Consider the following 25,484-nt stretch of genomic DNA (forward strand, 5'->3'; position numbering starts at 1 on the left):
GGAAGTGGCCCTGCCTGCCGATAAAAAAGAGCCGCGCCTTTTGGGTTAAAGCGGACTTAGGCGTTTGGGCTATGGGGTTTGTCTTGCAAGACTATCAGACGACACTGAAATCGCGTGCAACGCTGACCGGTACCGGCGTTCACAGCGGCAAACCGGTCACCGTCAATTTCCTCCCTGCGGACGCCGACACCGGCGTGCTCTTCCACCTTTCGAACGGAAGCGAGAGCCGCGAGTTCCGCGCGCTGGTTGCTGAAGTCGGCGCGACCGATCTCTGCACCATGCTCGGCGATCCGGCAGGCGAGCATATCGCCACCGTCGAACATCTGATGGCGACGCTTTTCGGGCTCGGCATCGACAACATCGTCATCGAGATCGACGGTCATGAGGTTCCGATCCTCGATGGCAGTGCGGTGGCGTTCGTGGAAGCCATCGACCAAGCCGGCATCGAGACGCTGGCGGTCAAGCGCCGCTACATCAGGGTGGTCAAGCCCGTCCGCATCGAGAATGGCGCGTCCTGGGCCGAGTTCAGGCCCTATAGCGGCACGCGCTTCGAGGTCGAGATCGATTTCGAAAGCCCGGCGATCGGCCGCCAGCTATTCGCCTCCGACATCAACCCCGACATCTTTCGCCAGGATATCGCGCGCGCCCGCACCTTCGGCTTCATGAAGGATGTCGAGCGGCTGTGGGCGGCCGGCTATGCGCTGGGCTCCTCGCTGGAGAACTCGCTGGTGATCGGCGACGACAACCGGGTGATCAACATGGGCGGCCTGCGCTACCCCAATGAGTTCGCTCGCCACAAGACGATGGACGCGATGGGCGATCTGGCGCTGGCCGGCGCCCGTTTCATCGGTTGTTTCCGCTCCTATCGCGGCGGTCACCGGATGAATGCGGCCGCTTTGCGGCGGCTTCTGTCCGACCGTTCGGCCTTCGAGGTCGTCGAGACCACGCGCCGCGAGCGCGGCCGCACCGCCGAGATGAGCGCCGTCACCGGCCCTGTCTTTGCGCCCTGGGTGATCTGATTCTTAACGATTTTCTGGCTTTCTGAACGCTGGCCGGTGTTGCACGAAAGCATCACCGGCCAGTGAAAGTGCGTAGCATTCGGGGCAACACCAAGCCGCCACAAAAATGTGCGATTGGCTAGACATAGCGTTGCTGGGCAAGGCAGTTATGGTTTATGGCTGCTGCCGTCTGTTAGGCGCATGTCGCTCAAAAGTGGGGATCAGTTTTGAGGGAACGCCATGCGAAAGGCATTGAACTAACGCCGAAAGGGCGCAATCCAATCATGTTCTTCAAGCGAGTTGGTCAATCGAAAGCGCCGTATCGGGCTGTTTTCCTGGCGCTTTCGGTGGTTGTGCCATCGCTCTTCCTCTCGGCCTGCATGTCGTCCGAGAAAGACGTCGACCTGTCGACCTATGTCGACCAGACCGAACCGGCCGACGTCCTTTACAATCAAGGCCTTGCCAATCTCAATGCCGGCCGCCTGGATGAGGCGAGCAAGAAGTTCGACGCCGTCGACCGCCAGCACCCCTATTCGGAATTCGCCCGCAAATCGATGGTGATGGGCGCCTTCGCCGACTATCGCGCCGGCCGTTATGACGAAGCGATCGGCTCGGCCAAGCGCTATCTCACGCTCTATCCGTCGACCGACGACGCGGCTTACGCCCAGTATATTATCGGGCTGAGCTACTACAAGCAGATCAAGGACGTCACCCAGGATCAGAAGGAAGCACGCCAGACCGTGCAGACGATGCAGGATCTGGTGACGCGCTGGCCGACGTCGGAATATGTCGACGACGCCAAGGAAAAGATCCGTTTCGCCAATGACCAGCTGGCCGGCAAAGAGATGCAGATCGGCCGCTATTATCTCGAGCGGCGCGAATACATTGCTGCCGTCAAGCGCTTCCGCAACGTGGTCGAGAACTATTCCAACACCCGCCATGTCGAAGAGGCGCTGGCGCGTCTGGCCGAAAGCTACTACGCGATGGGCTTGACCTCGGAAGCGCAAACCGCCGCTGCGGTGCTCGGCACCAATTATCCCGACAGCCAATGGTACAAGGATACCTACAAGCTGTTGCAGAGCAACGGGCTTGAGCCGCGCGAGAATGCCGGATCGTGGATATCCAAGGCCGGCAAGCTGATCACCGGCGCCTGACGCCCGAGCATCGACTGAGGCGGAACGCGCTTTTCGGATTGATCCGACGCTCAAACAAAAAGATAGTGCGGCGCTGCGACTCCATCGGTCGCATGCCGCTTCACACAGCGGTTCAGTGGTTTGATTGAGGCTCTGAACCGTCCTAACTTTTTGTTGTACGCAATTCCGGACGGAAAACCGCTACGCACTTTTCCTGGAATTGCTTGAGGTCCGGGTTCTGATGCTTTCCAGACTGTCGATCCGCGATATCGTCCTGATCGAGAAGCTGGATATCGACTTCCAGCCCGGCCTTTCCGTGCTGACCGGTGAAACCGGCGCCGGCAAATCCATCCTGCTCGACGCGCTGTCGCTGGCGCTTGGCGCGCGCGGCGACGCCTCGCTGGTGCGCCACGGCGCGGCCCAGGGCCAGGTCATTGCCGTCTTCGATGTGCCGCGCAACCACCCGGTGCGCGCGCTGCTGGCCGAAAACGCCATCGAGGATGACGGCGACATCATCCTGCGCCGGCTGCAGACCGCGGATGGCCGCACCCGTGTCTTCGTCAACGACCAGCCGTCCAGCGTCACCCTGATGCGGGACATCGGCCACGCGCTGGTCGAGATCCACGGCCAGCATGACGAGCGGGCTCTGGTCGACCCTGGCGCGCATCGCGAATTGCTGGACAGTTTTGGCGGTCATCTCGGCGCTGCCCGCGCGACAGGCGAGGCGTGGCGCTACTGGCGCGGCTGCGAGCAGGAGTTCGCCAGGCACCGCGCCAAGGTCGAGGCGGCGGCGCGCGAGGCCGATTATCTCAGGGCCTCGGTGGCGGAACTGGCAAAGCTCGATCCGCAGCCCGGCGAAGAGACACAGCTGGCGGAATTGCGTGCAACGATGATGCGGGCGGAAAAGATCGCCTCGGAAATACACGACGCACAGGATGTGCTGTCAGGCCCGTCCTCGCCGCTGCCGCAACTGGCCAGCCTGTTGAGGCGCCTGCAGCGCAAGGCCAGCGAAGCGCCGGGACTGCTCGAGGATGTGGTGAAGTCGCTGGACGAGGCGATGCTGTCGCTGGATGCGGCGCAATCGGGCGTCGAGGCGGCACTGCGCGCTACCGAATACGACCCGCAGCGGCTGGAGAAGGCGGAGGAGCGGCTGTTTTCGCTGCGTGCGGCCTCACGTAAGCACAGTGTGGCCGTCGACGATCTGGCGCAACTGCGCGACACCATGTCCGCCGATCTCGCCGATCTTGATGCCGGCGAGGGGCGCCTGCATCTCTTGGAAAAGCAGGCCTCAGCGGCGCGCGAAGCCTACGATATTTCCGCAGCCCAGCTGTCCTCGCTTCGCCATGCGGCCGCGGTCGGCCTGACCAAGGCTGTGATGGCCGAATTGCCGGCGCTGAAACTGGAACGGGCTGAGTTCATCGTCGAACTGGCCAGCGATGGCGAGAACCGCATGGAGGAAGGCATCGACCAGGTCGAGTTCTGGGTGCGCACCAATCCCGGCACCAGGCCTGGGCCGATGATGAAGGTCGCCTCCGGCGGCGAGCTGTCGCGCTTCCTGCTGGCGCTCAAGGTGGCGCTGGCCGACCGTGGCTCGGCGCCGACATTGGTCTTCGACGAGATCGACACCGGCGTCGGCGGCGCCGTGGCCGATGCGATCGGCCAAAGGCTGGCCAGACTGTCGAAGCGTGTGCAGGTGCTTTCCGTAACGCATGCGCCGCAGGTGGCGGCGCGCGCGGCCACGCATTTCCTGATCTCCAAATCCGGCGGCTCGGACAAGGTCGCTACCGGCATCGCCGAAATGGACCGGGCGGCGCGCCAGGAAGAGATTGCGCGCATGCTGGCCGGCGCCACCATCACCGAAGAGGCGCGCGCAGCCGCCGAACGGCTGCTGCGCGAGAATATTGCTGCAGCGTAGTCGTCGCAAGGCTTTCGGACTGAGTCAGGATATGGCTCCATCCCGCTGTTCAGGAATGCTTTTTCCGAAATCCTGATTTATGGTGCCTCGCCACTGTCCAGGGACCGCTGCATGTCTGAAAAACCAGTCGAATCGTTGAGCGAAAGCGAAGCCGCGGATGAGCTCCAGCGGCTGGCCGAGGAGATCGCCGGTCATGACCGGCGCTATCATGCCGAGGACGCGCCGACGATTACGGACGCGGAATATGACGCGCTGCGGCGGCGCAACCTTGCCATCGAGGAGCGGTTTCCCGGTCTGGTGCGGGAGGATTCGCCCTCGCTGCGGGTCGGCGCCGCGCCGGCGGAAGGCTTTGCCAAAGTGCGCCATGCGGTGCCGATGCTCAGCCTCGCCAAGGCCTACACAGACGAGGACGTCACCGATTTCATCGAGCGTGGCCGGCGCTTCTTCGACCGCGACAAGGATCTCGACATCGCGTTTACGGCCGAGCCGAAGATCGACGGCCTGTCGGCGTCGCTGCGCTATGAACGCGGTGTGTTCGTGCAGGGTGCTACGCGCGGCGACGGCACTGTCGGCGAGGATATTACCGCCAATCTCAGGACCATCGCCGACATCCCCGCCAAGCTGGAAGGATCGGGCTGGCCCGAGACCATCGAGATCCGCGGCGAGGTCTACATGACCTATGCGGAATTCGAGGCACTGAAGGTACGCTCGGCGGCGGTGGGCGGCCAGGACTATGTCAATCCGCGCAACACGGCAGCGGGCTCCTTGCGACAGAAGGATGCGTCCGTCACCGCCAGCCGCAATCTTAAATTTTTTGCCTATGCCTGGGGCTACACGACAGCGGATCCGGCGCCGACCCAATATGATTCGGTGCAGAAATTCGCCGAATGGGGATTCAAGGTCAGCCCGCTGATGGTGCGGGCGAAGTCTGTCGAGGAGCTGATCGCGCACTACCACAAGATCGAGGAGCTGCGTTCGTCGCTCGGCTACGACATCGACGGTGTCGTCTACAAGGTCGACCAGCTGGAATTGCAGCGTCGCTGGGGCTTTGTCACCGGTGAGCCGCGCTGGGCCGTTGCGCACAAATTCCCGGCCGAACAGGCGATGACGACGGTGCAGAAGATCGACATCCAGGTCGGTCGTACCGGTACGCTGGCGCCGGTGGCGCGGCTGGCGCCGGTCACGGTCGGCGGCGTGGTGGTCGAAAACGTCACGCTGCACAATGAGGACTACATCAAGGGCTTCGACAGCAACGGCCTGCCGATTCGCGACGGCATCGATGTCCGCATCGGTGACACGGTTGTCATACAACGGGCGGGCGATGTCATTCCGCAGATCGTCAGCGTCGTCGTCGACAAGCGGCCGGCTGATGCGGTGCCTTACGAATTCCCGCACATTTGTCCGGTCTGCGGCTCGCCGGCGACGCGCGAAATCAACGAAAAGACCGGCAAGGAGGATTCCCGCCGGCGCTGCACCGGCGAGCTGATCTGCGCCGCGCAGGCTGTGGAGCGGCTGCGTCATTTCGTGTCGCGCGGCGCGCTCGACATCGAGGGGCTGGGCGCCGAAAATATCGACCTGTTCTTCAATTCGGGACTGGTCAAGACCGCCGCCGATATCTTCACCCTCAGGGATCGCCGCCCGGCCGTCACCAGGGCGCTGGCCGAGCGGCGCGAGGAGCAGGCCAGGCTGCGCGAGGCGGCATCGGGCAAGGCGCGCAAGAATGTGCGCGGTGTCGAGAACCGCAATTATGAAGGCCTCGACAAGCTGTTCGCGGCCATCGATTCGCGCCGCGAGCCGGAGCTCGACCGCTTCATCTTCGCACTCGGCATCCGCCATATCGGCGAAACGACGGCGGCCGTGCTTGCCCGGACGTTTTCGACCATCGAGGAGCTGATCCGCGTCGGCAAGGAAACGGCGGCGGCTGAGGATCCGCACAGCGTCTTCCCCTCCATCAACGGCATTGGCGACACGGTGATCGACGCGTTGCGCGATTTCTTCGGCAATGAACGCAATGACGACGTGCTCGACAGACTGCTCGAACAGGTCAAGCCGAAGCCGTATGTCGTCACCGTGTCGACCGACAGCGAGGTTGCCGGCAAGACCATCGTCTTCACCGGCACGCTGGAAAAGATGACACGCTCCGAAGCCAAGGCGATGGCCGAACGGCTCGGCGCCAAGGTGGCGGGTTCGGTGTCGGCGAAGACCGATCTGCTGGTGGCCGGGCCGGGCGCTGGCTCCAAACTGAAGCAGGCCAGCGAACTCGGCGTCGAAGTCATCGACGAGGACACATGGCTGCAACGGGTCGGCAAGGCATGACCGCCGGTTCGTTCAAAGGGTTCGGGCAAAAGGCCATACCGTTCCTCAAGGCGCTCGACTTCCACCAGAGCCGCGAATGGTTCCAGGAAAACCGCGCGCTTTACGACAGCGAGTTGCATGAGCCGTTCTGCGATCTGGTCGAGACGCTGACCGAGCGCTTCGCGGCGGCGGGTCTGGGCTTGCGCGGAGACCGCAAGAAGTCACTGTTTCGCATCAACCGCGACGTGCGCTTCGCCAAGGACAAGCGGCCCTACAACCAGCATTTGTCGGCCATGCTGTCGCCGGATGGCACCAAGATGGAGCAGGGCGTGTTCTTCGTCTATGTCGGGATCGACCGCTGCTTTGCCGATGTCGCCTGGTGGAATCCGGAGCCGTCCCTGCTGCTGGCGATGCGCAAGGCGATCGTCGCCCGGCCGGCCGAGTTCCGAAAACTGCTCTCAACGCTGAAGAAAAACGGCTTCGAACTTGAAACCGAGGGCCGCATGAAGCGCACGCCGCGCGGCTTCGAGCAGGTCAACGAACCCGATCTTGTCGACGCCATCCGCAACCGGCACTTCTATGTCCAGCACATGATCGATCCGGCTGGAATTCACGCGCCGACGCTGGTCGACGAGCTTGTCGATTTCGCCTTGCGCGCCAAGCCGCTGCTTGACTGGGGCAGGGCGATCCAGGGCACGGCACCGCGGAGCTAAATCAGCCCGGCGCACTGCACGGCTACATCCGCATCAAAAGACCGCCGTCGACTGCCAGTTCGATGCCGGTGATGTAGCTTGCCGCATCGGAAAGCAGGAATAGCGCGGCATTGGCCATGTCCTGCGGCGTGCCGATGCGGCCGAGCGGCGCATAATTGGCAACGGCCGCGCGTTTCTCTTCGGTGTCCCAGCGCGCCTGCAGCGGCGTCAACGCCATTCCCGGGCAGATCGAATTGGAGCGGATGCCATCGCCCGCCAACTGCATGGCGAGCGACTTCGACAGCGCACAGACGCCGGCCTTCGATGCCTGGTAGGCATCCTGCGGGGTCGGATCGCCGCGATACCACTGGATGGTGGAGAAGTGCACCATGGCGCCGCCGCGTCCGCCGGCCCGCATATGCGGAACCACCGCCCGCGCGGTGTGGACGAAGGATTTCAGATTGATGTTGAAGACCTGATCCCAGACATCGAGGTCTATCTCGAGGGCCGATTTGTCGCGACCGAACCAGAGCACGCCTGCGACATTGGCGAGATAATCGATGCCGCCGCGCTCGCGGCCCGCGGCATTGATGGTCTGCTCGACGAAGGCGGCGTCGGTGAGGTCGCCCTGGGCAAAGGTGAGCCGGTCGTCATAGGCGGCAAGCGACGCCGGACGCGGCTTGACGTCGATGGCGGTGACCGAGGCGCCGGCATCGAGCAGCGCCAGCGAGATCGCCTCGCCCATACCGCCACCGGCGCCGGTGACGACCGCGTGCCTGCCGGTGAAGTCATAAGCGATCATCCGAACCCCCTCATTTGTTTTTACAACATCAGTTTCGCTGATTTGTTGGCTCAAGCGAATTCGTCTGACTTTTCAAACGCCGGCTCCTACATAGCAGCGCGAGATGGGAATGTGACATGTCGGCAGAGACCTTAAGCGAAAATTCCGTGGCCAGCGACTTCTGGGACGGCGTGCGGCTGTCGATGCCGGTGGTTGTCGCCGCGGCGCCATTTGGGCTGCTGTTCGGCGCCATCGCCGTCGACAACGGCTTTTCCGTTCTCGAAGCTTTCTTGATGAGCGCGCTGATCTTCGGCGGCGCCAGCCAGATGGTCGGCATCGAATTGTTCGGCCAGCATGTCGCGCCATGGCTGATCGTGCTGTCGATCTTCGCCGTAAACTTCCGTCACGTGCTTTACTCCGCCAGCATCGGCCGGCGAATCGCGCACTGGCCGGTTATCAGCCAAGCGCTGGGCTATTTCGTGCTCACCGATCCGCAATTCGCGGTGGCCGAGCGTAAGGCCGAAGCCGGCGAGACCGTTGGCTTTGCCTGGTACATGGGGCTTGGCCTGCCGGTCTATGTGTTCTGGGGGATCGAGAGCGCGCTGGGCGCGGTGTTCGGCAAGCTGATCCCGGACACGCATGCGCTCGGCATCGACTTCCTGCTGCCGATCTATTTCCTCGGGCTGGTCATGGGCTTTCGCAACCGGCCACTGTGGCTGCCGGTGGTGATCGCCAGCGCCGCGGCGTCGATCATTGCCTACAAAACTGTGGGATCGCCATGGCACGTCTCCATCGGCGCCGTTGCAGGCGTGCTTCTGGCCGTCATCCTGCCGCCGCACCATAGCGGTGTGGAGGCAAAACGATGAGCGCGACCTTGTGGATCATCATTGCCGGCGCGATCGCCACCTATCTCACCCGCGTCGGCGGCCATCTGGTGATCTCGCGCTTCGACCACATCCATCCACGCGTCGAGGCGGGTTTGAATGCCGTGCCGGCCGCAGTGTTGACGACGCTGGTGGCGCCCGCCGCACTTAGCGCCGGACCGGCGGAATGGGCGGCGCTGGTCGTCGCCGCTGTGGTCTCGCTGCGCGGCGGCCTGATGGCGATGTTTCTGGCCGGGGCGGTGGTGCTGGTCCTCGCGCGGCAGTTTGTGGCATAGGGCGCCTGCGCGCGGAACAGTTTCGAACTGTCGGCGCCGCCGCTCATTGCCCTGGCGGGCGTTCGTCACTCGAAAAGCCAAGCAATTGGCTTTTCGTCCGCTTCGCGGACCGCTCCTCACCTCCCCGTATAGTGACGGGGAGAAAGAAGCTCATTTCAGATCTTGGCGTCGTGCGGCAGCGGCGCTGTCGCTTTCTCCAGCCAAGCCAGCGTCTCGCCGTCGAGCATCGGGCCGATCTCGGCCAGCACCCAGGCATGGTAAGTATCCAGCCAGTGCAACTCCTCGCGCGTCAACAGGTCGGTGCGGATCAGCCTGATATCGATCGGCGCCAGCGTCAGCGTCTCGAAACCGTGCATGGCGATGTCGCCGCCCTCCACCTGTTCAGCCGGTGTCACCAGGATCAGGTTCTCGATGCGGATGCCGTAGGAGCCTTCCTTGTAATAGCCGGGCTCGTTGGACAGCATCATGCCGGCCAGCAGCTTTTCGGTGCCGGTGCGGGCGATGCGCTGCGGCCCTTCGTGCACCGCCAGATAGGAGCCGACGCCATGGCCGGTGCCGTGGGCAAAGTCGCAGCCATGCTTCCACAGCGCCATGCGCGCCACCGCGTCGATTTCCGAGCCGCGCGTGCCGGCGGGAAAGCGCAGCGTGGAAATGCCGATCATACCTTTCAGCACCAGTGTGAAGCGCTCGCGCATCTCCTCGGTCGGCTGGCCGATCGGCACCGTGCGGGTGATATCGGTGGTGCCGTCCTGATACTGGGCGCCGGAATCGAGCAGGAACAGCTCGCCCTTTGCCAGCTCGCGGTTGGTGGCGCGCGACACGCGGTAGTGCATGATGGCGCCGTTCGGACCGCTGCCTGAAATGGTGTCGAAGGAGACGTCGCGCAGCGGCATCTGCGTTTCCTCGCCGGTCTGCCGGCGCACCTCCTCCAACTTGGTGACAACGGTTATTTCGTCGAGCGTGCCCGGCTTTTGCCGTTCCAGCCAGCACAGCAGTTTCGCCACGGCCGCCCCGTCTCGGCGGTGCGCGGCGCGGCTGCCGGCGATTTCCGCCTGGTTCTTGGTGGCGCGCGGAATGCGGGCGGGATCGGCCGCTGAAACAAATGCGCCGCCATTGTCCTCGACCAGCATTCTCAGCTTCTCCGCCGCCAGCACCGGGTCGAGCGCGATCTTGGCGCCGCCCTTGGCAAGGGTAACGACCGCCGCCTCGAATTCGCCGGGCTCGTGCAGATCGGCGAGTTGGGTGAGATAGGCGGCGACCGTGCGCGAAAACTTGCGCTGGTCCATGAACAGCTGGTGCTTGCCGTCGGCGGCAGGGATCGCGAAGCCGAGCGCCAGCGGCGTGTGCGGCACGTCACCGCCACGGATGTTGAAGGCCCAGGCGATCGAGGAGGGGTCGGTGAGCACGGCGTGCGTCGCGCCCTCCTTGCCGATTGCCGCCACCAGCCGCGCCAGCTTGTCCTTGGCGAGTTCCCCGGCAAAGCCGATCGGGTGGATTTCGACCGGCGCCACGGGCGGCGCCGGCTGATCCTTCCAGATGATGTCGATCGGGTTCCTGTCGAGCGGCACCAGCGTCGCGCCGGATTGCTCGGCCGAGGTTTTCAGCGCCTTGACCTCAGCGATCGTGTGCAGCCACGGGTCGAAGCCAAGCCTGGCGCCCTTGCCGAGATTGTCCTTGATCCAGGAGGCCGGCGGGTTGTCGACGAGACTCTCGATCGCAAAAATGTCGAGATCGACCTCGTGGCGCACTTGCAAGGTATAGCGGCCATCGACGAACATGAAGGCGCGGTCACGCTGCACAAGTGCTACGCCCGCCGAGCCGCTGAAGCCGGTCAACCATTTCAGCCGCGCCGAGCGATCGGCGACATACTCGCCCTGGTGCTCGTCGGCGCGCGGCACCAGGAAACCGTCGAGGCCATTATCCGCCAGCCATCGCCGCAGCAACGTCACGCGCGGCTTGCCGACGCTGGGGTCGCCTGCGGAATCGAAGGTCTGGAACATGGTATGCCTCCTGTATCGGGCGCGACCGTAGCGCATGACCCGGAAAACCGGAATCGATTTTCGCCAATCGCAACAGGCTCGGATTGGTCCAAAGCGCGTTGCGTCTCAGTGCTTCAGGTGGATCGTCACCCAGCCTTCGCGATGCAGGGTCCTGACATGCCGGAAATTCTGGCCGACATAGGCCGAGATCACCGCATTGCATTGGCGCTCGAGGATGCCGGACAACACGATCGAGCCGCCGAGGCTGATGTGCCTGGCCATCTCAGGCGCCAGCCGCATCAGCGGCCGCGCCAATATGTTGGCGACGATGAGGTCGAAAGGCGCGCGCTTGCCGAAGATCGGGTGGTGGAAGCCGGGCGCCGTCACCGTTTCAACCAGCGCCTTGACGTGGTTGAGGCGGGCATTGGCGGCGGCGACCCTGACGGCGATCGGATCGATGTCGGTCGCCAGCACCGGAATATGCGCCAGTTTGGCGACGGCGATTGCCAGCACCGCGCTGCCGGTGCCGAGGTCGAGGGCATTCCTGGGACGTTCGCGGCGCACGACCCGTTCCAGCATTTCGAGGCAGCCGGCCGTGGTGCCGTGATGGCCGGTGCCGAAGGCAAGGCCGGCCTCGATCTCGATGGCGAGTTCGCCGCTGTGGCGCTTCCGGCGGTCATGCGCGCCATGGACGAAGAAACGTCCGGCGCGCACCGGCTTCAGTCCCTCCAGCGAGCGCGCCACCCAGTCGATGTCGGGCAAAACCTCGCGCTCGATCGGCTTCGACAGGGACAGTCCCACAAGGCTGTCTTTTAGCCGCGCCTCAACCGCGTCGACATTGCCGTCGGTGTAGAGCGAAACCTCATAGATGTCGCGGTCTTCATCGACTTCGAGCACGGCGATCGGCAGGCCTTCATCCTCGAAAGCCGGCTCGAGCGCGGCAAATATGCGGTCGGCCTCGATCTTCCCAGCGATGAAGTGGAGCCTGGTCTGACCCATCAGTTGGTCTCTTGCTTGAGCATGATCTCTGGACAACACTTTTCTGTCCGAGAAAACCGGATTCCACATTTAGGGATCATGCCTAGCCTGCTGCCAGCCGCTTCAGCTTGGCAATCGCGGTATCGGCGCTTTCGCCATAGGCGATGGTGCCCGAAAACTCGCCCTTGGCATTGAGCAGCAGCGCCGAGGCGGTGTGGTCCATCGTATAATCGCCGTCGCCGGTGTCGACCTTCTTCCAGTAGATGTTGAAGGACTTCGCCATGGCGTGCACCTTGTCGGGATCGCCCGATATGCCGACGATGCGGTCGGAGAAATTGCTGACGTAAGTGTTCATCACAGGCGGCGTGTCGCGCTCTGGATCGACGGTAACGAAGTAGGCGTTGAGGTTCTTGCCGTCGTCGCCCAGCGTCTTCAGCCAGCCGGCCATTTCGAACAAAGTGGTCGGGCAGACTTCCGGGCAATGGGTGAAGCCGAAGAAGACGATGCTGGGTTTTCCCCGGAAGGCGGCTTCGGTGATTGGCGCGCCTTTCTGGTCGACCAGCGTGAATGGCGCGCCATACGGTTCGCCACCATAGTGGCCGCGATAGAAGTCAAAGGTGAGCCAGCCGATGCCCGCCGCCATCAGAACGAGAATGCCGACCAGAATTGAACGCATCATCAGGAATTGTCCGTAGCAGAAATCATCGAGCGCCGGATCGGCGCCTCTCTGCCGGCAGTCTTAGCCGGTCGCAGGGGGCAAGGCAAAGATGCCGCGTTGCCGCAACCGGGCTGGGCGCTACCTTGCAAACAGCTGGCCCTTATCCCACCTGAGACCGGCAAACTGAACCTGAGGAGGCTCCCTTGCAAAGACGGACTGGGCAGAGACGGATTGGGCAGAAACTGATCGGCGGCGCGCTGGCCGCATGCATTGCCCTTGGCGCCGGTGCCGCAGCGGCAGAGGAAGTCGGCAAGGTCGGCGTCGATTGGGTCGGCAACGACATCATCGTCGAGGCGATCAAGGATCCCAAGATCGACGGCGTGACCTGCCATGTCTCCTATTTCGACCGCAGCGTCATCGACCGGCTGCACAAGGGCAACTGGTTCGAGGATCCGTCTGATTCCTCGATCTCCTGCCGCCAGACCGGGCCGATCACCATCGGCGACATCGACATGAGCGAGGGCGGCGAAGAGGTGTTCAAGCAAGGCATCAGCCTGATCTGGAAGAAGCAGGTGGTGAACCGCATCTACGACAAGAAGAACGAGACGCTGATCTATCTCTCGCATTCGCGCCAAGTGCAGGACGGCTCGGCGAAAATGTCGGTGACGACCGTGCCGCTGTTCGGCCAGAACGTGGTGTGGACCGGCGGCAAGCCGAAATAACGATCCTCCGGGCGCAACGCGACAATTGCTTCCGCAATTGCGCGGGGGTAAATCCGCCAGATGGACCGTACCGAAAACCTCGTCCTGAAAGATCCCGAGCCGCGCATCCATTCGACCGCGGAGCTGAAAGCGTGCAAGCTTGGCCGCTATGCCTCGATCGGCGAACGGGTGGTGCTGCGCGAGGTCAATGTCGGCGATTTCTCCTATTTCGAGCGCCACGCCGAGGCGATCTACACGACGATCGGAAAATTCTGCTCGATCGCCGCCAACAGCCGCATCAATGCCTTGGAGCATCCGATCGAGCGGATCACGCAGCACAAGCTCAGCTACCGGCCGAACGAGTATTTCCGCTGGCTGGGCGTCGACGCGGCGTTCCGCGCGCGGCGGCAGGCCAAGGCGGTCGGCATCGGCAATGATGTCTGGATCGGCCATGGCGCCGTCATCATGCCCGAGATCAGCATCGGCAATGGCGCCATCATCGGCGCCAATTCGGTGGTGACGCGGGATGTGCCGGCCTACACAATCGTCGCCGGCGTACCGGCGAAGCCGTTGCGCATGCGCTTTCCCTCCGAGATCGCGGCGCGGATCGAAAGCCTTGCCTGGTGGGACTGGCCGCCGGAGAAACTCGCCAAAGCGGTTCCCGACATGCAGGCCTTGCCGATTGAGGATTTCCTCGATCGTTGGGAGCAAGAGCATTCCTGAGAGCTCGCCGCGCGTGCGCGGTTTCATCGACTGGCTGGCCGAAATCCTGGCGCCAAAATTCTGAACGGCACGTGTCGGGAAGAGTTCCGCCGGTCTGCGGCAACGCAACGGACCCCTTCCGCCATGCGGGGGTGGCGCAGCGGAAGGGGCTTGGAGACAAATCCGCCGTGAAGCGGAACGAACAGGTTTTGGCCTGCATGGTGACTAATGGCAACAAACCGATAAGGCGGCTTTTCACGGCGCTGCGCCTTTGGCGTGCATACAATTGCACCAGCGATGCCCTCTGCGACAGGGAACCGGAAGCGGCTGCCGGTTGTTTATTGTTGGAGCGATGAATGCGGCCTTGGTCAGCTCGTCGCGCTTTGAACGGTTGAGGATGTGAATGATCGAAAAGCTGTTTACCAGAATCGCCAACACCGTTTCGCACTTGGCGGGCCTGCCGCCGACTTTCATCGCCTGTTGCGCCATCGTTATCGTCTGGGCGGTAAGCGGGCCATTCTTCGGCTTCTCCGATACGTGGCAGCTCGTCATCAACACGGGAACGACGATCATCACCTTTTTGATGGTGTTCCTGATTCAGAACACCCAGAACCGCGACGGCGCCGCGGTTCAGGCCAAGCTCGACGAACTGATCCGCGTCAGCGAGGGCCACAATCATTTCATCGGCATCGAGCACCTGACCGAATCCGAGGTCGAGGAGATCAGAGACAAATGCGAGCGGGCGGCAAAACGCCATGACCACGAGCTCGCCGAACTGGCGGGCAAGAAGGCCGTCGCGCAAAAGCGCACCGCGAAAAAACGCGCGCCCGCCTGAGTCTCGGCTTTGGCTGAGTTCGACGATCAGTTTCCCATAAAGGCCGCGAAAGCGTCCTTATGGTCGGGGTGCCAGCGCGAGAGAGCAGGCCGGTTCTCGATGATGTCGCCGATCGCCCAGGCCATGCGCTTTTCATCGGTCGGCCGCATCACCTCATTGTCGGGGCACAGGATGTAGAAGTCCCCGCGCGCCAGCGAAGCCAGCATGAAGTCGACCACCTGCTCGCCGGTCCAGGCGCCAGCGGGTTTTTCGACCGCTCCTTCGGTGAGGCCGGTGAAGGTGAAGCCGGGAATGAGAAGATGCGCCGCGACCTTCGCGCCCGGCTCGTTGCGCAATGCGTGCGCCAGGCCTTCGGTGAACGTCTTCAATGCCGATTTGGATACGTTGTAGGCGAGATTGCCGGGTGGCGTGGTGATGCCTTGCTTGGAGCCGGTGTTGATGATCAGGCCCGGCTCTCCGGAGGCCAGCATGGCCGGCGCAAAGGCCTCGACGCCATGTACGACGCCCCAGAAATTGATGTCGATCAGCCGCTTCCAGGCGTCGCCGTTCTCCCACGGTTTTCCCGGATTGTTGCCGACGCCGGCATTGTTCATCAGCAGCGATACGGCGCCGAAAGCGGCATGCGTCTTTTCCGCCAGCCGGCCGAGTTCGTCGGCCTTCGAGACGTCTGTGGCGACCGCAAGCACGGCATTCTCGCCGGCGATCGCGGCGACTGCCTGGCGGGCCGCATCGAGGCGCGCGCCGCCAATGTCGGCCAGCACCAGTCTCATGCCCATAGCCGCCAGCCTTTTGGCGGCGGCAAGCCCTATGCCGCTGGCGCCCCCGGTGATGACGGCGACGTTGCCTCGGCTGAGGGCGGGCAAAGCGGATTGGATTTCGGCGTCGGAGGTCATGATCTTTTTCCTAGGGTTCGGGTGGCGCCGAACTTAGCGCGGGACGCGCATCGTGCAAGGCCGTCCCGCGTGTTCGGGTTGACCGCATCAACGGCGGCTGTGCATGCTGCGGCTGAACAGGAGACTGCCGATTGACCGACTGGGTTGCGATCCTGAAGGAGCAGACCGCCACCGGCGACCAGATGGGCCGCGAGGTGCCACAGATGCTTGCCAATCCGGACATAAGCGAAGCGCAGGTGAAGACCTTGTTTTCGGCACTCGAAAAACAGGCCGAGTTCGTCGAGAAATTGCGCATGGCGCTGGAAAAATTCGGCCATGATTTTTCGATCATCAAGGCGGCCGAGCGGCTGGAGGAGCGCTATGCCGACCTAGCCGCGTCGGTTGCCGAAAAGCTGAAGGCGATGCGCAAGTAGAGGCGTCCTACGCTACTTTTCCAGCACCCGCGAAAAACGCGTGTCCGGAACGAACCAGACGGCGGCCACCAGCACGAAGATCGCAACGCCGATCCATTGGTTGACGAAGGCAAGCGGGACGGCGGCGGCGTAGAGGGCCACCGAGATCTTGCCCTTGCGGTCATTGCCCAGCGCCTTGGCGAAGGCGGTGTCGTTGCCGTGCAAATGGTGCAGCTTGGTGGCGAGAAAGGTGTAGGCGACCGCGCACAGCACCAGGTCGATGCCATAGACGGCGACGGGGACCGGCGCGAAATGGTTCTCGCCCATGAAGGCCGTCGTCGCCGGCATCAGCGACAACCAGAACAGAAGGTTGAGGTTGGCCCACAGCACGCGGCCGTCGACCCTTTGGACGGTGTGGAACATGTTGTGCAGATTGTTCCAGTAGATACCGACATTGATGAACGACAAGACATAGCTGAAAAAGATCGGCCACAGCGGCAGAAGCGCTGAAAAATCCTCCCCATGGGGCACTTTCAGCTCCAGCACCATGATGGTGATGATGATGGCGACCACCCCATCGGTGAATGCCTCGACTCTGCCTTTTCCCATGGATTCTCCTTCTCGATGGAAAGACGTTAAGCGAGGATTTCGGGCAAGACCATCCTGACAAGGTTGTCAGGATGAAGTTCGGCGCGTGGAACGGCCATCCTTACATGGACGTTGGGGCGCAATTGGGCGTTGGGCGATTGGCCGGAGGTTGCCATGACCAGCTATGCCGAGACCATAACGCGCGACAACGGACTCGATGGCCGGCCCGCGATGGCCGCGGTTGCCGCCATGATCGCCGCTCTGTTCGCCGGCAGCACGGTGCTGACGCCGCTTTACGTCATCTACAAGCAGGCCTTCGGTTTCTCGCAGATCACGCTGACGCTGGTCTACGCCGTCTATGTCGTCGGCAATCTCGGCGCATTGCTGATGTTCGGGCGCTTGTCCGACGGCATTGGCCGCCGTCCTGCGGCGCTGGCGTCGATGGCCATAGCGGTGGTCAGCGCGCTGGTGTTCCTGTTGGCCGAGAACGTCGCATGGCTCGATGTCGCCCGCATATTGAGCGGCCTTGGCATCGGCGTCGGCGCGGGAACCGGCACGGCCTGGCTTGCCGAATTGATCGAGGGTAAGGACAAATCGCGCGCGGCAATCATCGCCACCAGCACCAACTTCGTTGGCCTTGGCCTCGGCGCGCTGGCATCGGGCCTGCTCGCCGAATATGCGCCCTGGCCGTTGAGACTAACGTTTGCGGTCTATCTTGCCTTGCTCGTGGTGGTGACGCTGTTGATCTGGCGCACCAGGGAAACCGTTTCGCGGCCGGGAAGGCTGGCCGACGTTTCGCTGCGGCCGCGGCTGTCGGTGCCCGCTGATATCCGCGCCGCTTTCGTGGCGCCGGCCGTCACCGGCTTCGGCGCCATGGCGCTGGTCGGCTTCTATGCAGCCCTGGCGCCGAGCATCCTGGCGCAGCAGCTGCATGTGGCCAACCATGCCGAGGCCGGCGGGCTGTTCTTTGAACTGTCGATCGTTGCGGCCGCGACCATTCTGGCCACGACCCGACTGTCCAGTCGCGCCGGCATGCTGGCCGCGCTGGCGCTGATGATCCCGGCCGTAGGGCTGATGGTTGCTGCTCAGTTTTTCGCGTCGATGTCCCTGATGGTTGCCGCCACCGCTGTGTGCGGCGTGGCGGCGGCGCTCGGCTATCGCGGCGGCCTGCAGGTGGTGAGCCAGATCGCACCTGCCGAGCGTCGCGCCGAATTGGTGTCGGCGTTCTTCATCTGCTGCTTCTGCGGCAATGCGCTGCCGGTGATCGGCATTGGGCTGCTGTCGAGTTGGGCCACTCCGACGACGGCAAGCCTGGCCTTCGCCGGCATGATCACGCTGTTCTCTGTCGTAGCGCTGGGGTTCGGCGTCAAATACGCGCGCTGAGCCTCACCCGTTTGGCGTCTCGGGCGCCATGTTTGCCCGTCCGCGCGGGATGCCGAGGCCGGTGTCGGGCGGCTCGCCGGCGGCCGGCCGGTCCTCGATCATGTGCATGGTGCGCCAGCGGCCGAAGCGATAATAGGCGGCGGCCAGCACCAGCGAGGTGATCGATCCCGCCGGAAAACTCCACCACAGCGCTTCCTCGCCGATGTAGCTCCTGAAGAAGTAGGCAAAGCCGGTACGCACGACCAGCACGGAAATCACCAGAATGATCAGCGGCGGCATCACGGCACCGGTGGCGCGCACGGTGGCGAACAGCACGATGGTGACGCCGAACAGGATGAACGACCAGGACGCCACCTTGTTGATGTGGGCTGCAATGTCGATTGCGGTGCTGTCGCGGCTAAGGAACAGGCCGAGCACCGGCCTGTCGAAGAGGAACAGCAGCGCCACCAGGGCGCCGGTGAGCACCAGGTTGAAGCCGACGCCGGACGCCGCGATGCGACCGATGCGGTCCCAGCGCCCGGCGCCGACATTCTGGGCCGCCATCGACGAGACTGCGGCTCCGATCGCCAGTGCAGGCATCTGGATATAGGTCCACAGCTGCGCCGCGATGCCGTAGGCGGCGGCGACCTGCGAGCCGTAGGAGTTGACGATGCCCATCACGGTCAGCGCCGCCGCCGAAATGACGATCATCTGCAGGCCCATCGGCACGCCCTTGAAGACGACGATCCTGAGCAGCGCCGGATCCGGCCGCAGCAGAGCGAGGTTCGCGCCGGCGAGCCGCAACGGATGCTTTTTGGCATAAAGCACGACGAGGATGGCGATCACGCTCACCGTCTGGCCGATCAGCGTCGAGGTGGCGGAGCCGGCGATGCCGAGTTCGGGGAAGGGGCCGATGCCGCGAATGAGCAGCGGATTGAGGATGATGTCGATCACGACCGCGAGCGCCATGAAGAAGAATGGCGTGCGCGAATCACCCGCACCGCGCAGCACCGTCATGACGAAGGACAGAAGGTTCATCATCGGCACGGCGACGAAGATGATACGCAGATAGGAGCGCGCCAGCGGCAGCGCATCGGGCGGGGTGCCCAGTGTGTTGAGGATGGCGTCGACCCAGATCCAGCCGCAGACGGCGAAGATAGCCGAGACGAGGAAGAAGAAGCTGGCGCTGGTGCCGACGATGCGCCGCGCCTCGGGCAGGTCGCGGGCGCCGACCGATTGCGCCACCAGGATGGTGGCGGCCATGCCGATGCCGAATACGGTGCCAAGAATCAGGAACAGAACCAGATTGGCGTTGGAGGTGGCGGTCAGCGCCGATTCACCGAGGAAGCGGCCGACCCAGACAGCGTTGATCGAACCGTTGAGCGACTGCAGCACATTGGAGCCGAGCACCGGCAGAGCGAACAAAAGCAGCGTGCGCGGAATCGGGCCGCTGGTCAGGTCGCCGGTGCGCCGGCGCGGTGGTATTTTTTCGTCCATGGGCTGTTCGGCGAAGGTTCATCTCAAAGTCCGCCCGGCAATGATCGCCGATTTGACGGACAAGGTCGATGCGGCATTGGAACATGCCACCTGGCGGCTTCAAGCTAATCAGTTCTCAAAACATTCGGAATGGGATATGGGTCGTCGCCGCGTGGGGTCGCATATCCTGTTGGATATGATGAATAGGCTGGGGGGATCATGTCCGACAATCCGCTTTTTTCCGAGCGCCTGAACCGGCGCGCGTTTCTTGGAATATCCGCTTTGGGTGCCGCTTCCATGGCGCTTTCAGCCTGCACCACGACCGACGTCGTGGTGCCGCCAACGCCCGCTCCGGCGCCCGAACCGGCTCTGGGCGATGCCGCCACCATGTATTCGGCGCGCGTCGATGAGGGCTTTTCATTGCCGGCAATCCCCGTGGCCAAGCTCGATCCGAAGTTCGTGCGCCAGATCGTGGACGATCCGACCGGCGAAAAACCCGGCACGATCGTCGTCGATACATCCGAGCATTTTCTCTATCTGGTGCGCGACGGCAGCAAGGCAATGCGCTATGGCGTCAGCCTCGGCAAGGCCGGGTTTGGCTGGACCGGCAGCGCCGTGATCCAGGCGCGCAAGAAATGGCCGGTGTGGACGCCGCCGCCCGAAATGATCCAGCGCCGGCCGGAACTGGCGAAATATAAGGACGGCATGCCGCCGGGACCGCAGAGCCCGCTCGGCGCGCGTGCGCTCTATCTGTTCCGCGACGGCAAGGACACGATGTACCGGCTGCACGGCACGCCGGAATGGGATTCCATCGGCAAGAACGCGTCGTCGGGCTGCGTGCGCTTCATGAACCAGGACATTATCGACCTCTACAGCCGGGTCAACGGCGTAGCCCAGGTCTATGTGCGCCCGAACCTGTCGGCCGCAGGCAAGATCATGGCCGTGTCGAGCCGGACCGCCGAGCCGATCGATGCCGGCGTGCCAAGGGATGCGGAGATTTTGAAATAGGTGCCTTCACGGCATCGCTGATCGCCGACAAACGTTTAGAGGCGGACGCGCCGGGCGCGTCCGCCTTTCCGTAAACGGCTACTTCTTGGCGAGGCCCGGAAGCGTGACCTGATAGACCAGGAACATGGTGTCGACATCGGCGCCGTCGTCGGCCTTGTAGGGCGCGCCGACCTGAAAACCGTCCTGGGTGAGAAAGTCGTTATCGTTGCCGACGAACAGGAAATAGTCGTCGGGCAGCGCCGGATCGAGCAGGCTGACCACAGACATTGCTTCCCACTTCTCCGAGAGATTGTTCTTGTCGTTCGGCTTGCCGTCATGCAGGCCGAAACGGCCGAGTTCCTTGTTGTCGTTGATGTCAATGAACGGCGTCAGCTTGGCCGGGGTCACCGAGGGGTCGAGCACGCCCTTGGGCGCCAGCGGCTTGTCGGCGGCATCGAAGGCGCCGCCGGCAATGTCGGTGGCGCCAGAGACGTCGACGACGAAAATCTGGCGCAGCAGCGAAGTATCGCCCTTCACCCCCTGGCCGTTTCCGCTGTCGCGCGCCAGCATCAGGAAGGTCTTGTCCGACAGCGCCACGATTTCGCTCTGCGCGGCGACCTTGGTCTTGTCCTTGGCGTCCTTGAACACCGGCAGCGGCACGGCATATTCATGCACCAGCTTGAGATGGGCCGGGTCGGAGGCGTCGTAGACCAGCGCGCGGGTGTTCTGGCGCGTCGCGGGCGAATCGCCGCCATCCTGGCGGGGCGCCGACTGCAGCACAGTGATCAGCGACTTGCCGTCCGGCGTCAGCGCCATGCCTTCGAGGCCTTGATTGTTCTGGCGGCCGGTTTCGGGATCCTTCGGATCGGGTTCGGCTGCACCGGGGCCCGGATTGTCGAAGGCGAAGTTCGGCGCGCCCTTGCGCATCGGCACCAAAGCGGCGGGCGGCTGCGTTGCCGACAACAGATGGCCGTCGGCCGAGAAGCGGTAGATGTTGGGGCCGTATTCGTCAGAGATGAACATGGTGCCGTCGGGCAGCCGCGCGATCGCCTCATTGTCGAGCGCCAGCTTGCCATTGGCCTCGGGCAGGATCGGCAGGTCGCCATTGGCCGCGCGCACGCCGTTGAGCGGATCGAGGCCGGTGGCGTCAGCGCCCTTGTCGTCGGTGAGGAGCAGGGAATCGGCAAGCGTCGCCTTGACGCCTGTCTGTTCCTGGCCGGAGGTGGGCGTGGCGCCCAGTGCGGTCGGCGTGAATTCGATATGAATAGTGTTGAGGCGCGGCCGGTAATCGGTGGTGCCGACGACATTGTAGCCACGGTCCGGCAGCAACCAGAGCGAGCCCTTGTAGCCGTCCGCGCCACGGGTCCAGCTTGCGGCGTCGATGGACATGCCGGAGCCGGAGCCGAAGGTCTCGCCGAACTTGTCCTTCTGATCGGCCGGGATGCGGCCGACGCCGACCAGGCCCTTGTTGACGAAGCCGCCAACGGTGGCGGTGCTGTCGGCAAGGGCAGGGGTCAGGGCGGTAAACAGCGCCAGCGCGGCGCCGAGCGACACGGTTCGGTGCGAGATTTTCATGGAGATCCTTTTTGTGACAAGCCTTGAGCGGCGCAAAGGGGCCACCGCATCGCATCGACGATGTCGCCCTCTCGCAAAGCGGTCTAGGACGCGAACATGATACTTGCGTGACAGAGAGGGCCTCTTCCTTCTCCCTTGTAGGAGAGGGAAGAGCGCAATGATCAATCGCTGTCGCGGGCGATCAGTTCCAGCGGCCAGACTTCGCGGATGATGCGCGGACCTTCCGGGCCGGCAAAGGCGGGAAGCGAGGCCAGCAGCATTTCGGCCAGCCGCCGGCCCATCGGCTCCAGCGACGGACGGAAGGCGGTCAGCGCCGGCGAGAAATAACGGCAGAGCGGCGTGTCGACGATGACGATCACCGCGATGTCGTGGCCGGGCCTGATGCCCATCTCGGCCAGTGCCTTGCAGCCGCCGAGCGCCATTGCGTCATTGTTGAAGATGATGGCTGTGGGCCGGTCCTTGGAGAGCATCACGCGCGGCGTCACCTGGTAGCCTCCGGCCTCGTTGATGAAGCCGTCGGCGATCAGGCCGGGGTCGACTTCGATGCCATGCCGCCCCAGCGCCTTGCGGTAGCCGTCGAGGAACAGGTAGCCGAAGTTGAGATCCAGCGAAGGGCGGATGGCGGCAATGCGGCGGTGGCCGCGCGCGACCAGCCGGTCGACGGCTTCATCACCCGCCCTCTCGAAATCGATATCGAGCGAAGGATAGGTGTCGTCGCCGGATTGACTTCGGCCAAGCGTGGCGAAGGGAAAGCCAGCCTTGCTGAGATAGTCGATCCGATCGTCTTCCCGCCGTGTATTGGCCAACACGACCGCGTCGGCTCGGCGCGTCTCAACCACGCGGCGCAGCCTCTCCTGCTGATATTGGCCGGGCTCGCCCATGACGACCATCAGATCCAGGTCATCCTCGGCCAGTCGGCCCTGCAGACCGATCAGGAACGGGATGAAGAAGGGTTCGCCATATTGCTGGTCGCCCGGATGCGGCTGCAGCATGAAGGCGATCGAATGGGTGGTGCCTTGCCGCAGACTGCGGCCGGACTGGTTGGGCGAATAGTTCAATTGCTTGGCGGCGGCGAGCACGCGCTGGCGGGTGTCGGCATTGACGTCGGCGCGGCCGTTCAGCGCCCGCGACACGGTGCCGATCGAAATGTTCAGGTGACGCGCAAGGTCATGGATGCTGGACGCCAAGGACAGTTCTCCCCCTGTCTTGGCTAGCACCGGCTGCCGCCCAGGCCAAGGCTTCGGGATGATTTTCGCTGGCAGCCGATTGACATTCTACGCCATCGGGTGTGTTCTCGTAAACGTTTACGGAGAAACGTTTACGGTGGTGCCGGAAATGCCGTGACATTCGGTCTGGAGGGACCGGACGGGAGGAATGCCGGATGATGAATGCCGTCCTCGTCGGCTGTGGTGCGATGAGCAAGGCCTGGCTCGATGCCGCGAGGCAGATCGACGGGCTGGCCATTGTCGGCTTGGTCGATCTCGACGCAGAACGGGCGAAGGCGAGGGCGCGCGAATACGGGCTCGACGGCGCGGTAATCGGCACCAGCCTCGACGCGGTGCTCGACCAGACCAGGCCCGACGCGGTGTTCGATGTCGTGGTTCCAGCCGCCCGGCGTGATGTCGCCTTTGCCGCCTTTGCCCATAATTGCCATCTGCTGACGGAAAAGCCGCTGGCCGATACTCCGGAAAACGCGCGCGCCATCGTCGATGCGGCACGTAACGCGGGGCGTATCCATGCGGTCGTGCAGAACCGCCGCTACGTCGCCAATGTCCGGCGCATCAGGCGCTTTCTCGACTCCGGCGCCATCGGCAAGCCAACCAGCATCCATGCCGATTTCTTCGTCGCGCCGCATTTCGGCGGCTTTCGCGAGGAGATGGCGCATGTGCTTTTGCTCGACATGGCGATCCACACATTCGACGCCGCCCGCTACATGGTCGCAGGCGATCCCGCCGGCGTCTTTTGCCAGGAATGGGAGCCGGCGAATTCCTGGTACCGGCAGGGATCGTCGGCCAGCGCTATCTTCGATCTCGGCGGCGGCAAGGTGTTCACCTATGCAGGCTCTTGGTGCGCGGCGGGCTTCCGCACCAGCTGGGAGAGCACGTGGCGAATCGTCGCCGAGCACGGCAGCCTGGTCTGGGACGGCGAGGACGGACTGAAGGCCGAAGTTGTGTTGTCGGTCCGCGACGGCCTGTTCGACCTGACCCAGCCCATCACAGTACCGCCGCTCGATTCCGCCGACCGCGTCGGCGGTCATCTCGGCATCATCAAGGATTTCATCCACGCAATCGAGACCGGCAGCGAGCCGGAAACCCGTGGCAGCGACAACATCAAAAGCCTGGCCATGGTTTTTGGCGCCATCGAAAGCGCCGAGACCGGACGGCGCGTCGCAATCACACAGGAAGCATCATGATGCCAAACCCGCTTCTCGACATCCGGATCGGCACCATGGTGCGGGCCAATCTCGAAGACCCGGCCGCCTACATCAAAGAGATTCTGCCGCTCGGCTTCGAGAGCATCCAGCCCTTCTTCTGGCAGACGCTGGGCGGCAAGGATTTGCCGCGGCTCGCCGGCGAGATCCGCGAGGCGATCGGCGATGCCGATGTCGTCGTGTCGTCGATCGGTGTGTTCGGCAATCCGCTGGAGGATGGCGAGGTCGATCGCGGCGTGCTCGCGGCCTGGGAAACGGTGATCGACAATGCGCATCTGTTCGGCGCCTCGACGGTCAGCGGCTTCACCGGCCGCCTGCGCGGCAAGAAGCTGACCGACAGCCTGCCGCGCTTCCGTGAGGTCTGGGGGCCGCTGGCCAAACGCGCCGCCGACAAGGGCGTGCGCATTGCCTTCGAAAATTGCGCCATGGACGGCAACTGGGCCGCCGGCGACTGGAACATCGCCCACAATCCGGACGCCTGGGAGCTGATGTTCAACGAATTGCCCGACGAGAATCTCGGCCTGGAATGGGAGCCCTGCCATCAGCTGGTCTACCTCATCGATCCGATGCCGCAGATCCGCAAATGGGCGCCGCGCATCTTCCATGTCCATGGCAAGGACGCGACGGTGCGCTGGGATGTCATCCGCGAGCACGGCGTGTTCGGCAAGCTGCCCTTCGTGCAGATGCGCACGCCCGGTTTTGGCGACAGCGACTGGACGCGGGTGATCAGCGAATTGCGGCTGGCCGGTTACAAGGGCGCCATCGACATCGAGGGCTGGCACGACCCGGTCTATCGCGGCGACCTCGAAATCACAGGTCAGGTGCGCGGGCTGGAATACCTCAAGCAATGCCGGGGAGGAGCGACCTACCTGCCGAACCCGGCGTGACCGAGGGCCGGTGGGAGGAGCCGGCCTGACAGATTGCCAAGCACTGCCGACAAGCACTGCCGACAGG

24 protein-coding genes are annotated in these 25,484 nt (G+C 63.6%); 15 read left to right on the forward strand and 9 right to left on the reverse strand.

Translation table 11 applies throughout. The annotated features are described in order from the left end of the window. Positions 1-71 precede the first annotated feature (71 nt). From lpxC to NKJ18_RS08975, 5 genes are all read left to right on the forward strand, one after another. The gene (gene lpxC, locus NKJ18_RS08955; RefSeq protein WP_023668283.1) at positions 72-1,019 is read left to right on the forward strand and encodes a UDP-3-O-acyl-N-acetylglucosamine deacetylase; all 948 of its coding nucleotides are present in this window, start codon (positions 72-74) and stop codon (positions 1,017-1,019) included. Positions 1,020-1,282: 263 nt separating this feature from the next. Then, the gene (locus NKJ18_RS08960; protein ID WP_023668284.1) at positions 1,283-2,152 is read left to right on the forward strand and encodes an outer membrane protein assembly factor BamD; all 870 of its coding nucleotides are present in this window, start codon (positions 1,283-1,285) and stop codon (positions 2,150-2,152) included. 220 nt (positions 2,153-2,372) lie between these two features. Continuing rightward, positions 2,373-4,046 carry a DNA repair protein RecN gene (gene recN / locus NKJ18_RS08965; RefSeq protein WP_023829250.1) on the forward strand — a complete coding sequence of 558 codons (1,674 nt, stop codon included), beginning with the start codon at positions 2,373-2,375 and terminating at the stop codon, positions 4,044-4,046. A gap of 111 nt (positions 4,047-4,157) precedes the next feature. Beyond that, positions 4,158-6,362, forward strand: coding sequence for an NAD-dependent DNA ligase LigA (ligA, locus tag NKJ18_RS08970; RefSeq protein WP_352758113.1), 2,205 nt, complete (start codon positions 4,158-4,160; stop codon positions 6,360-6,362). Next, complete coding sequence (locus NKJ18_RS08975) at positions 6,359-7,054, forward strand: DUF2461 domain-containing protein (RefSeq protein WP_023682130.1); 696 nt, start codon at positions 6,359-6,361, stop codon at positions 7,052-7,054. Before ligA ends, NKJ18_RS08975 begins: the two co-directional genes overlap by 4 nt. A 22-nt stretch (positions 7,055-7,076) precedes the next feature. Here the strand turns inward: NKJ18_RS08975 and NKJ18_RS08980 are convergent, their stop codons facing one another. After that, positions 7,077-7,835 (reverse strand): SDR family NAD(P)-dependent oxidoreductase, encoded by a 759-nt coding sequence (locus tag NKJ18_RS08980; RefSeq protein WP_352519885.1) that lies wholly within the window; start codon positions 7,833-7,835, stop codon positions 7,077-7,079. Between the two features lie 116 nt (positions 7,836-7,951). Here NKJ18_RS08980 and NKJ18_RS08985 point away from each other — a divergent pair, with 116 nt between their 5' ends. Together NKJ18_RS08985 and NKJ18_RS08990 are read left to right on the forward strand one after the other, a co-directional pair. Further along, on the forward strand, positions 7,952-8,680 hold the full coding sequence (locus tag NKJ18_RS08985; protein WP_023668289.1) for an AzlC family ABC transporter permease: 729 nt from the start codon (positions 7,952-7,954) through the stop codon (positions 8,678-8,680). Continuing rightward, the gene (locus NKJ18_RS08990) at positions 8,677-8,973 is read left to right on the forward strand and encodes an AzlD family protein (protein ID WP_023741691.1); all 297 of its coding nucleotides are present in this window, start codon (positions 8,677-8,679) and stop codon (positions 8,971-8,973) included. The genes NKJ18_RS08985 and NKJ18_RS08990 overlap by 4 nt, the downstream gene beginning before the upstream one ends. Before the next feature lie 155 nt (positions 8,974-9,128). Here the strand turns inward: NKJ18_RS08990 and NKJ18_RS08995 are convergent, their stop codons facing one another. The 3 genes from NKJ18_RS08995 to NKJ18_RS09005 all read right to left on the reverse strand — a co-directional run bounded on the left by NKJ18_RS08995 (position 9,129) and on the right by NKJ18_RS09005 (position 12,609). Next, complete coding sequence (locus NKJ18_RS08995; RefSeq protein ID WP_023753103.1) at positions 9,129-10,973, reverse strand: aminopeptidase P family protein; 1,845 nt, start codon at positions 10,971-10,973, stop codon at positions 9,129-9,131. 105 nt (positions 10,974-11,078) lie between these two features. Beyond that, on the reverse strand, positions 11,079-11,951 hold the full coding sequence (locus NKJ18_RS09000; protein ID WP_023733063.1) for a 50S ribosomal protein L11 methyltransferase: 873 nt from the start codon (positions 11,949-11,951) through the stop codon (positions 11,079-11,081). Between the two features lie 82 nt (positions 11,952-12,033). Beyond that, the gene (locus tag NKJ18_RS09005) at positions 12,034-12,609 is read right to left on the reverse strand and encodes an SCO family protein (RefSeq protein WP_023697009.1); all 576 of its coding nucleotides are present in this window, start codon (positions 12,607-12,609) and stop codon (positions 12,034-12,036) included. Between the two features lie 182 nt (positions 12,610-12,791). Between NKJ18_RS09005 and NKJ18_RS09010 the strand changes: the two genes are divergently transcribed. The 3 genes from NKJ18_RS09010 to NKJ18_RS09020 all read left to right on the forward strand — a co-directional run bounded on the left by NKJ18_RS09010 (position 12,792) and on the right by NKJ18_RS09020 (position 14,826). Next, positions 12,792-13,310 carry a CreA family protein gene (locus NKJ18_RS09010; protein ID WP_023753104.1) on the forward strand — a complete coding sequence of 173 codons (519 nt, stop codon included), beginning with the start codon at positions 12,792-12,794 and terminating at the stop codon, positions 13,308-13,310. Between the two features lie 60 nt (positions 13,311-13,370). Then, the gene (locus NKJ18_RS09015; RefSeq protein WP_023733062.1) at positions 13,371-14,012 is read left to right on the forward strand and encodes an LbetaH domain-containing protein; all 642 of its coding nucleotides are present in this window, start codon (positions 13,371-13,373) and stop codon (positions 14,010-14,012) included. Positions 14,013-14,394: 382 nt separating this feature from the next. After that, positions 14,395-14,826: a low affinity iron permease family protein gene (locus NKJ18_RS09020; protein WP_023750938.1), complete on the forward strand. Its 432-nt coding sequence runs from the start codon at positions 14,395-14,397 to the stop codon at positions 14,824-14,826. Between the two features lie 26 nt (positions 14,827-14,852). Here NKJ18_RS09020 and NKJ18_RS09025 read toward each other — a convergent pair whose 3' ends face one another. Further along, positions 14,853-15,719, reverse strand: coding sequence for an SDR family NAD(P)-dependent oxidoreductase (locus NKJ18_RS09025; RefSeq protein ID WP_023682121.1), 867 nt, complete (start codon positions 15,717-15,719; stop codon positions 14,853-14,855). A 131-nt stretch (positions 15,720-15,850) separates the two neighbouring features. Between NKJ18_RS09025 and NKJ18_RS09030 the strand changes: the two genes are divergently transcribed. Beyond that, entirely contained in the window at positions 15,851-16,132 is a 282-nt protein-coding gene (locus NKJ18_RS09030) for a hypothetical protein (protein WP_023668298.1), read from the forward strand. 12 nt (positions 16,133-16,144) lie between these two features. Here NKJ18_RS09030 and NKJ18_RS09035 read toward each other — a convergent pair whose 3' ends face one another. Next, positions 16,145-16,720 (reverse strand): TMEM175 family protein, encoded by a 576-nt coding sequence (locus NKJ18_RS09035; RefSeq protein ID WP_023682120.1) that lies wholly within the window; start codon positions 16,718-16,720, stop codon positions 16,145-16,147. Between the two features lie 153 nt (positions 16,721-16,873). Here NKJ18_RS09035 and NKJ18_RS09040 point away from each other — a divergent pair, with 153 nt between their 5' ends. Continuing rightward, complete coding sequence (locus NKJ18_RS09040) at positions 16,874-18,082, forward strand: MFS transporter (protein WP_023682119.1); 1,209 nt, start codon at positions 16,874-16,876, stop codon at positions 18,080-18,082. Between the two features lie 3 nt (positions 18,083-18,085). On the opposite strand, the gene NKJ18_RS09045 is transcribed toward NKJ18_RS09040, so the two are convergent. Then, positions 18,086-19,558: an MATE family efflux transporter gene (locus NKJ18_RS09045; RefSeq protein ID WP_352758114.1), complete on the reverse strand. Its 1,473-nt coding sequence runs from the start codon at positions 19,556-19,558 to the stop codon at positions 18,086-18,088. A gap of 198 nt (positions 19,559-19,756) precedes the next feature. On the opposite strand from NKJ18_RS09045, the gene NKJ18_RS09050 reads away from it, so the two are divergent. Further along, positions 19,757-20,545, forward strand: coding sequence for a L,D-transpeptidase (locus NKJ18_RS09050; RefSeq protein WP_352758115.1), 789 nt, complete (start codon positions 19,757-19,759; stop codon positions 20,543-20,545). 78 nt (positions 20,546-20,623) lie between these two features. On the opposite strand, the gene NKJ18_RS09055 is transcribed toward NKJ18_RS09050, so the two are convergent. Beyond that, a complete protein-coding gene (locus tag NKJ18_RS09055; RefSeq protein WP_352545494.1) occupies positions 20,624-22,099 on the reverse strand; it encodes an esterase-like activity of phytase family protein in 1,476 nt (491 codons plus the stop codon). Between the two features lie 161 nt (positions 22,100-22,260). After that, positions 22,261-23,286, reverse strand: coding sequence for a LacI family DNA-binding transcriptional regulator (locus NKJ18_RS09060; RefSeq protein ID WP_023697001.1), 1,026 nt, complete (start codon positions 23,284-23,286; stop codon positions 22,261-22,263). Between the two features lie 194 nt (positions 23,287-23,480). Between NKJ18_RS09060 and NKJ18_RS09065 the strand changes: the two genes are divergently transcribed. Continuing rightward, entirely contained in the window at positions 23,481-24,512 is a 1,032-nt protein-coding gene (locus NKJ18_RS09065) for a Gfo/Idh/MocA family protein (RefSeq protein WP_023832878.1), read from the forward strand. Further along, positions 24,512-25,417, forward strand: a complete 906-nt coding sequence (locus NKJ18_RS09070; protein ID WP_502906157.1) for a sugar phosphate isomerase/epimerase family protein — start codon at positions 24,512-24,514, stop codon at positions 25,415-25,417. The genes NKJ18_RS09065 and NKJ18_RS09070 overlap by 1 nt, the downstream gene beginning before the upstream one ends. Positions 25,418-25,484 lie beyond the last annotated feature (67 nt).

The organism is Mesorhizobium sp. M0217 (assembly GCF_040321955.1).
GTDB lineage: Bacteria > Pseudomonadota > Alphaproteobacteria > Rhizobiales > Rhizobiaceae > Mesorhizobium.

What these genes read in the sequence shown, in the direction of transcription:
- lpxC (WP_023668283.1), top strand. Translation starts at nt 72, where the DNA reads ATGGGGTTTGTCTTGCAAGACTATCAGACGACACTGAAATCGCGTGCA.
- NKJ18_RS08960 (WP_023668284.1), top strand. Translation starts at nt 1,283, where the DNA reads ATGTTCTTCAAGCGAGTTGGTCAATCGAAAGCGCCGTATCGGGCTGTT.
- recN (WP_023829250.1), top strand. Translation starts at nt 2,373, where the DNA reads ATGCTTTCCAGACTGTCGATCCGCGATATCGTCCTGATCGAGAAGCTG.
- ligA (WP_352758113.1), top strand. Translation starts at nt 4,158, where the DNA reads ATGTCTGAAAAACCAGTCGAATCGTTGAGCGAAAGCGAAGCCGCGGAT.
- NKJ18_RS08975 (WP_023682130.1), top strand. Translation starts at nt 6,359, where the DNA reads ATGACCGCCGGTTCGTTCAAAGGGTTCGGGCAAAAGGCCATACCGTTC.
- NKJ18_RS08980 (WP_352519885.1), bottom strand. Translation starts at nt 7,835, where the DNA reads ATGATCGCTTATGACTTCACCGGCAGGCACGCGGTCGTCACCGGCGCC.
- NKJ18_RS08985 (WP_023668289.1), top strand. Translation starts at nt 7,952, where the DNA reads ATGTCGGCAGAGACCTTAAGCGAAAATTCCGTGGCCAGCGACTTCTGG.
- NKJ18_RS08990 (WP_023741691.1), top strand. Translation starts at nt 8,677, where the DNA reads ATGAGCGCGACCTTGTGGATCATCATTGCCGGCGCGATCGCCACCTAT.
- NKJ18_RS08995 (WP_023753103.1), bottom strand. Translation starts at nt 10,973, where the DNA reads ATGTTCCAGACCTTCGATTCCGCAGGCGACCCCAGCGTCGGCAAGCCG.
- NKJ18_RS09000 (WP_023733063.1), bottom strand. Translation starts at nt 11,951, where the DNA reads ATGGGTCAGACCAGGCTCCACTTCATCGCTGGGAAGATCGAGGCCGAC.
- NKJ18_RS09005 (WP_023697009.1), bottom strand. Translation starts at nt 12,609, where the DNA reads ATGATGCGTTCAATTCTGGTCGGCATTCTCGTTCTGATGGCGGCGGGC.
- NKJ18_RS09015 (WP_023733062.1), top strand. Translation starts at nt 13,371, where the DNA reads ATGGACCGTACCGAAAACCTCGTCCTGAAAGATCCCGAGCCGCGCATC.
- NKJ18_RS09020 (WP_023750938.1), top strand. Translation starts at nt 14,395, where the DNA reads ATGATCGAAAAGCTGTTTACCAGAATCGCCAACACCGTTTCGCACTTG.
- NKJ18_RS09025 (WP_023682121.1), bottom strand. Translation starts at nt 15,719, where the DNA reads ATGACCTCCGACGCCGAAATCCAATCCGCTTTGCCCGCCCTCAGCCGA.
- NKJ18_RS09035 (WP_023682120.1), bottom strand. Translation starts at nt 16,720, where the DNA reads ATGGGAAAAGGCAGAGTCGAGGCATTCACCGATGGGGTGGTCGCCATC.
- NKJ18_RS09040 (WP_023682119.1), top strand. Translation starts at nt 16,874, where the DNA reads ATGACCAGCTATGCCGAGACCATAACGCGCGACAACGGACTCGATGGC.
- NKJ18_RS09045 (WP_352758114.1), bottom strand. Translation starts at nt 19,558, where the DNA reads ATGGACGAAAAAATACCACCGCGCCGGCGCACCGGCGACCTGACCAGC.
- NKJ18_RS09050 (WP_352758115.1), top strand. Translation starts at nt 19,757, where the DNA reads ATGTCCGACAATCCGCTTTTTTCCGAGCGCCTGAACCGGCGCGCGTTT.
- NKJ18_RS09055 (WP_352545494.1), bottom strand. Translation starts at nt 22,099, where the DNA reads ATGAAAATCTCGCACCGAACCGTGTCGCTCGGCGCCGCGCTGGCGCTG.
- NKJ18_RS09065 (WP_023832878.1), top strand. Translation starts at nt 23,481, where the DNA reads ATGATGAATGCCGTCCTCGTCGGCTGTGGTGCGATGAGCAAGGCCTGG.
- NKJ18_RS09070 (WP_502906157.1), top strand. Translation starts at nt 24,512, where the DNA reads ATGCCAAACCCGCTTCTCGACATCCGGATCGGCACCATGGTGCGGGCC.